This window comes from Puniceicoccales bacterium (genome assembly GCA_031255005.1).
In the GTDB taxonomy this organism is placed as follows: domain Bacteria; phylum Verrucomicrobiota; class Verrucomicrobiia; order Opitutales; family LL51; genus JAIRTH01.
Genome location: JAIRTH010000033.1, coordinates 1 through 6,952 on the forward strand (window position 1 = coordinate 1; position 6,952 = coordinate 6,952).

The window sequence follows — 6,952 nt, forward strand, 5'->3', positions numbered from 1 at the left end:
TTTTTCTAAATTTACATTTTTATGTATTAGTTTGATCCTTGGAGGTTGCTCTTCGATAATGAATGATATGACCCCCAGTCGGGTGCCACAAAATCAGTCGCGAATATATACATTAACCATGGCTGTCAATAAAGACAGTTCTGATCTGCGGAAGAAAGGACTGAAGCCCTATGTGGTGATTAATGGCGTAAAACATGAGATGAATCCTGTAGGTTCTGGCAATATCTATTCCTATGATTTTAAAGTCCCGGCTGATGTGACCGAAATACCATATTATTATGAGTTGTCCCAAGAAAGTGTGGATCCAAAAAACGGGCCGATGAGTAAAAGTGTGGAAAAATCCAAGCTTTTTAAGCTTTCTATCAATCATAAGTATATTCTCACCATGGATTGTGAAAGAGGGCCAGTGGGTGCCAGAGTCTGTGTCCTTGGTTCAGGATTTTCATCCAGGGATATGATAAGAGTTGGTGGTATACCGGCCAAGGTGAAGAGTGTTTCGAAGGGTGCCATAGAGTTTATTATCCCATTGATGGAAGCCGAAACTTCCTATGATGTAATTTTGATCAATGGCAGCAATAGGATATTTGTTGGCAAGTTTTTTATTGATGTTTCTGAGTTGAGTTCCGATATGGAGTCCATAGCCATTGATAATGGCGAGAAAATTATGGTGTCTTTTTTCATAGATCATGATGCACCGGAAGATGGTCTGCCGCTGGATATTACAACGGATATTCCGGATAGTGTTATTATGCCAGAGGTTACCATTGTCGAAGGTAGTCGTTTCGCCGAAGTGGAGATCGAAGGGAGCAATAACAGCGATGCTGGATCTTTGTTTATCTATGCCACTGGATTCAATGAACTTGAGATTCCCATAACCGTTGGAGATCAATCGATGCCGATGGAAGAAAATAGGTCAACTGGTAACAAACAAAATAAACAAAGTAAACAAAATGTTCGGCTAGATGAAAAGCGTAGTGGTGATAGCAACAGGGTTAGTAATTTTACCTTTGATGAAGGTGATGATGGCGATGTGGTAGTGGTTCGCTAGATAGCGATGTGGCCATAAATAAAAAAATTGTTAAATTTCAAAAATGGGAATTCTATGTTCGCCTAATGACTGTATCTAATTATGTGTCTTAAACATTATTGTAAAAGGGTCACATAAATTTCGCGGATTCACTTTACTGGAAGTGGTAACGGTGATTAGTTTATTGTTGCTGATCTATGCCACTCTTACTGGTGTGGCGTCGGCTTACAAAGATTATGTGGTCAGAAATCGTGTAACGGCTGATCTCATTGAGTTGGCTGTTGCTTTGGAAAGGTATAAAGAAATTCATGGTGACTATCCCCGTCCATTGACCAACGTTTCTGGCGAAGAGAATGGAAAAATTTTGTATGCTTCACTGAAGGGAGATATAAATCCCTTTGGCCTAAGCATTCCGGCAGATCCTGAAAATGTTGATCCAGTAGATAGGAAAAAGGTCAATCTAGTGCCGGCAAAAATCAAAAAAATTTGCAATGAAAATGATATGAAATTTATCGATCAATTTAACCAAGATTATCTATATTACTACGCCACTCGAGGTGATGTAAATAATGAGCTATGGCAGAGACCTTCCTTTGTATTGGGCAGTAAGGGCATGGATGGAATTAGGACTGTGCAGATCGGAAGTGATGGTACAGTTTCTCCGGATAAGGGAGATGATATGATCGTAGGTAATACAGGAATGTTATGAAAATTTGCAGAAAAAGATACGGATATTCATTGATTGAGGCGGTGGTCGTCATGGCTATCATTGGATTGATGTCAGCCATGTTGATACCGGCAGTAACTAAATCCAATCGATCCATTAAATTGACCCAGTCGAGACTTCGCATAGCGAAGATTGCCAATGCTCTGAAAAGCTATTATGCAGAATATGGTTGTTGGCCTGATGCGCTGAAACCAAATGTGGCCTATTCATTCATTGAAAAGACAGCGATATTTTCCTCTATGCTGATTGGCAACGTAAACTATGTGAGTAATTATCAGCAACAGGATCTGTTATATCTGAACCCGAAGCGGTTAAAATTCATGAAGGTGGTTGATGATGATCTATATAGAATGGGTACTCGGCTACAAAAAGATAAATTGGCAGATGGGTTCAATAATCCTGCCATTTATGTCATATTTGCTGATCCCAATGAAGATCCTATAAAAATTCCTCCATCGGCTTTTAATTTATATCCATCGATTAAGGCCGTGGTTCCAGAGGATGGATTGGGTGAAAGCGTAGCGGTTTTCAGCTATGCCGAAGAAAAAACCTTGCATTCCAATGTCCGAAGTGATGCCATGGATGTGTTAAGCTGGGATTAGTATCAGTTTAGTAGTAGTTTTTTAAGATCTTTTGTACTTTCATTGCTCACAATGACAATCATTTGATCGTTGGCGTCTATTATATCTTCTGCACAGGGCACTTTGGTGTGAAATTTATGCGACAGAGCGACGGCGATGCAGTGGGGCGGCCATGGTATTTCGTGAATTTTTTTTCCCACATAGTCACTTTTTTCGGAAATTTTTAATTCTAAAAACGAACCAGAATCATCCGGAAATCTTGATAATTCTACGCATTTTTCCGTGGAAATATATTTTATTAATTCGTTGACCGTTGCTACCCTAGGATATATTATCTTTTTTATTCCCAAGCCTTTGGTTATGTTCATGAGGGTTTTTTCATAGTCACCTTTATTTAAAGTTAGCATAACATTTTTGGTGCCAATGTGACAAGCCTGAAGAGAGGTCATTATATTTTCTTCATCATCTTTGGTGCAAGCTATGAAGTAGTCGCTGAGATTGACCTGTTCTTCCCTCATCAGAGCTTCCGATGTGGCATCGCCATGGATGACAGTAATATTTCTAAATTGTTGTGACAGAGTGTCGCAGATTTCTCTATTTTTTTCGATGATGCGAATTTTATACTTTGAATCATTCAGATATCTTATCAATGCAATGGCCGTTTCATTGCCACCAAATACTGTTATGGAAGATGATTCTGGAAATTCCTGTGGCTTTAGTTGATCGCTGATTTCACTTATGGCTACAGAGGTTCCAATGATGGTTACTATATCGCCCACATGCATATCGGTTTTAGCTGTGGCCACTTCATATTTATCATCGCGGCAGATGCATCCGATCCGTATGCTTGGATCTAGCCTTATTTCTTGCAATGTTTTGCCCACAAACTTTGAGTCTGCGCTGATTTTTATTTGCTGGGCATCAATGGATCCTCGGGCAAAATTTTCCACTACCACTCGGCCAGGATTTATTATTTCCTTAGCAAATTCCAGGGCACATAGGGCATCAGGATTGACAAACATATCTATGCCAAAGTGCAATTGATAGTTCAACTGAGAGTTGTCCACGTAGGTCCTATCGCTGGCACGGCAAATGGTCATACCTGCTCCCAAGGCTTTGGCTATGGAGGCTGATAATAGATTAGATCGATCATCACTGGTCATGGCCATAAAGAAATCGCAATTTTTTATATCTGCATTGGTCAGCGTTTCGGCCGAACAACCGTTGGCACAGATCACCCGAGCATCGAAGCGCTCGTAGATTGCTTTGGATGTGAATGGATTGCTATCTATGACCGTTATTCTGTGACATTGACTAAATATTTCTGCCAAAAATCCACCCACATTGCCAGCACCAACGATTGTGATTTCCATAGATAATTGTTATTTTTTTCTGATAATTTTTTTTTCGGCCATTTCTCCAACAATGCAATCAACGATTAGCATGTTCTCTGGTCGATTATTTATGGATTTTATCTTATCGATTATGTCGGTAATTATGCGTTCCTCTTCGGTTTGTTCTTTTATAAACCAAAGCAACATTTCCTGGCTCTCATAGTCATGTTCTTTTAAGGTCAAGGTATATAGATTATGGATTGATGTGGTGATTTTTGTTTCATTTTTGAGAGCTTCTTCGAAGGTTTCCAATGGCGATGTGTAGATGCATTGAGGATGAGAAATGGAAGCAAGGTCGATCTGAGAGTTTCTATCCACCAGATAGTTGAACATCTTCATAGCCTGTTCGATTTTTTCTATTGCTTTGCCTCTCATCCATTTGGCAAACCCGAGATAGGGGGTGGATTCGAACCAGGCCGCCATACCTAGGTATATATAGGCAGCTTCGAACTCGTTTTTTATCCGATCGTTTATAGATATTCTTATAATTTCTTTGATTTTCATATATTCCTGATTCTTTGTCACTTTCTACTTTTCAACGGCATGGCAATTTTTTTCAATGGCTTTGTGAATTTTTTAAATTTCGAAAACAAAAGGATTTTGGTAGCCGGTGTGGCTAATCGGAAGAGCATTGCTTGGGTTGTGGCTTCGAAACTAAAGTCTGCCGGTGCAAATGTTATTTTTAGTATCCGGTCCAAGGCGAGATTGGAAGCGCTGGGGAGCCTAATGGATGGCGAAGAAGTATATATATGTGATGTGGAAAGGGAAGAGGATATTCTGAAGCTGGGAGAAGATATCAGGCGAAGTGGTGAAAAAATTGATGGTTTTTTCCATTCCATAGCCTTTGCAAATTATTCTGCTGGCATGGGTAAATTTCACGACACTTCGAGGAAAGATTTTTTGCAGGCAATGATCATATCATGTTTTTCTTTGGTGGAGATGTCTAGGCTATTGAAGCCAATGTTTTCAGAAGAGGCTTCGGTGGTTACCATGGGCATATCATCACAGGTTACGGCTGAAAGCTATGGTTATATGGCACCAATCAAGGCAGCCTTGGACAGTAGTGTAAGGTTTTTGGCAAAGTCATTCAGTGCAGATACGAAGGTCAGATTTAATTGCGTTAAAGCCGGGCCGTTGAAAACCAGCGCATCGGCAGGAATTCCAGGATATATAGATAATTACTTGTACGCTGAAAAGATGACATTTAGAAAAAAAGCAGTCCGCACAGATGAAGTGGCCAATGTGGTGCTTTTTCTTTTGAGCCATAGTTCCAGCGGAATCAATGGCCAAGGTATTGTGGTAAATGCTGGTATGGATATTAATTATTTTGATAGGAAACTTATCAACGCTGTTGTCAATGCGTCCAATGACTAAAATATTTATAAAAAAGTAAAATTTTTTTATTGTGTAGCTAAGATTTCTTGTCATAAATATTAGAAATGGTTAGGTCGATGGCAAACGGTTATAATCGACAAAAAGAGGAAAGATGGTGTTTTGCTTAAATATTTGCTTGATATTAAGGTTATTAATCTTTCGTGTAATTAATTTATTAAATTTATAAAATAAGTGTATAAAAATATAATAAGTTTATGAGTAAAAATGATATCCAAGAAGAACAGAAAGTTCAGATAATGCAAAAAAAAGATCAGGATATATTACCTAAAATATTATCTAAAAATGAAGGTGAAAAGCGGAGGCGTGGGAGACCAAGAAAAATTCAAAATGTACCTAATGCTTTAGAAAATTCAGGTGATGTCAGATATGCAGCAACAAGGCAAGAAAATGATATTAACAAAAGTTCTTCGTCCATAGCTTATGAATACACTAATTCTCATGAAGTCAGTGACGATTGGTCACCAAAGGATAGCCAGGAAGGAATTAAAGAAGCGAATGTATTTGGTGAAATTAAGGAAGTAAATATACTGGATAAAAATAAGGCACATCAATGCATCTGTTCAAATGATATGAGCCAAAATGCATATATTTCGAATGAAAATATAAAAAGGAATATGCCAAGCAGAGGCCATAGGAATGTGCAAGAGCATCAACAAAATCAACAGTATAGAGATAAGTCATTGAAGCAGAATACGATCCAGAAACTGCAGCATGGCAACAATAATAATTCGAAGAGGAAAATTCAGCCTACGGTGAGAATTGGTGCATTTTCACTTGGCAGTTTAAGAAATTTGAATTTTTTACAAAGGAAAGATTTATTGGATGAATTTGCGGCTTCAATGCTAGATGAAACCAATTCTGTCTTTGCGTTGGCGGACATATATGATGATGCTCAGGATGTGATGGAGGCCAAGGCTGTTCGTATGTTTGGATTGACCAATGATAAATTTATTTCAAGAGGAAAAATCATTGATTCGTGTATAGAAAAAGCTTTTATGGAAAAAAAACCTGTTTTGGTTGCGGGTATAATCGAATCCATAGAAGGAGGTGACGGGGTAATTGTATATAAGCCAGATAATTATCGTATACGACCTAAAAGTGCCTATATACCAAGATGTTTGATACAACATTATGGCCTTAGACGGGGGCAAAATATTAATGCCTATGTTCATCCGCCGTCCATGCAATCAACCTGTCCATTTGTTCTAAAAATTGTAGATGTTCTTGGAATAGAACCAGATAAGGTTTCCATTTTGCCAAGGTTTAAGGAATTGACGCCCTATTATCCTACCGAGCGTCTTTTATTGGAGACCAGTGATGGTGCCAAATGGGATAATTTTTCCATGAGAATAGTGGATTTGTTGACACCCATCGGATTGGGCCAGAGAGGGTTAATAGTTGCTCCTCCGCGAACAGGAAAGACGGTTTTGTTGCAAGGGATTGCCAATGCCATAACAAATAATCGGCCGGATGTGCATCTCATAGTATTGCTGATAGATGAAAGGCCGGAAGAGGTTACGGATTTTTCTCGCCAAGCTTCTGGTGAGGTTATTAGCTCTACCTTTGATGAGTCTCCAGATAGTCATGTCCATGCGGCAGAGATAGTTGCGGAAAATGCAAGGCGAAGGGTTGAAGCAGGGCAACATGTGGTGATTTTATTGGATTCCATAACTAGACTTGCCAGAGCCTATAATGCTGAGCAGCCCTGTACCGGAAAAGTATTGTCTGGTGGTATGGAGGCCAATGCGTTGCAATTGCCCAAAAGGTTTTTTGGTTCTGCGAGAAACATAGAAAATGGTGGTAGTTTGACCATAATAGCTACGGCTTT

The 6,952-nt window shown here is 39.1% G+C and carries 7 protein-coding genes; 5 read left to right on the top strand and 2 right to left on the bottom strand.

The genetic code is table 11. The features are described 5' to 3' along the window. From LBH49_03480 to LBH49_03490, 3 genes are all read left to right on the top strand, one after another. A partial coding sequence (locus LBH49_03480; protein MDR0351676.1) for a hypothetical protein occupies positions 1-1,048 on the top strand: 1,048 nt, incomplete at its 5' end. Positions 1,049-1,199: 151 nt separating this feature from the next. After that, the gene (locus LBH49_03485; protein MDR0351677.1) at positions 1,200-1,736 is read left to right on the top strand and encodes a hypothetical protein; all 537 of its coding nucleotides are present in this window, start codon (positions 1,200-1,202) and stop codon (positions 1,734-1,736) included. Beyond that, positions 1,733-2,356 (top strand): type II secretion system GspH family protein, encoded by a 624-nt coding sequence (locus LBH49_03490; protein ID MDR0351678.1) that lies wholly within the window; start codon positions 1,733-1,735, stop codon positions 2,354-2,356. The genes LBH49_03485 and LBH49_03490 overlap by 4 nt, the downstream gene beginning before the upstream one ends. 2 nt (positions 2,357-2,358) lie before the next feature. Here the strand turns inward: LBH49_03490 and trkA are convergent, their stop codons facing one another. Together trkA and LBH49_03500 are read right to left on the bottom strand one after the other, a co-directional pair. Further along, positions 2,359-3,708 (bottom strand): Trk system potassium transporter TrkA, encoded by a 1,350-nt coding sequence (gene trkA / locus LBH49_03495; GenBank protein ID MDR0351679.1) that lies wholly within the window; start codon positions 3,706-3,708, stop codon positions 2,359-2,361. Positions 3,709-3,717: 9 nt separating this feature from the next. Then, positions 3,718-4,254, bottom strand: a complete 537-nt coding sequence (locus tag LBH49_03500) for a ferritin (GenBank protein ID MDR0351680.1) — start codon at positions 4,252-4,254, stop codon at positions 3,718-3,720. An 18-nt stretch (positions 4,255-4,272) separates the two neighbouring features. On the opposite strand from LBH49_03500, the gene LBH49_03505 reads away from it, so the two are divergent. Together LBH49_03505 and rho are read left to right on the top strand one after the other, a co-directional pair. Next, positions 4,273-5,103, top strand: coding sequence for an SDR family oxidoreductase (locus tag LBH49_03505; GenBank protein ID MDR0351681.1), 831 nt, complete (start codon positions 4,273-4,275; stop codon positions 5,101-5,103). 944 nt (positions 5,104-6,047) lie between these two features. Continuing rightward, positions 6,048-6,952 (top strand): transcription termination factor Rho (rho, locus tag LBH49_03510; protein ID MDR0351682.1); only part of this gene is annotated, 905 nt, incomplete at its 3' end.

Excerpts from the sequence above, each read along its gene's own strand:
- LBH49_03490 (MDR0351678.1), top strand. The coding sequence starts at position 1,733 with ATGAAAATTTGCAGAAAAAGATACGGATATTCATTGATTGAGGCGGTG.
- trkA (MDR0351679.1), bottom strand. The coding sequence starts at position 3,708 with ATGGAAATCACAATCGTTGGTGCTGGCAATGTGGGTGGATTTTTGGCA.
- LBH49_03505 (MDR0351681.1), top strand. The coding sequence starts at position 4,273 with ATGGCAATTTTTTTCAATGGCTTTGTGAATTTTTTAAATTTCGAAAAC.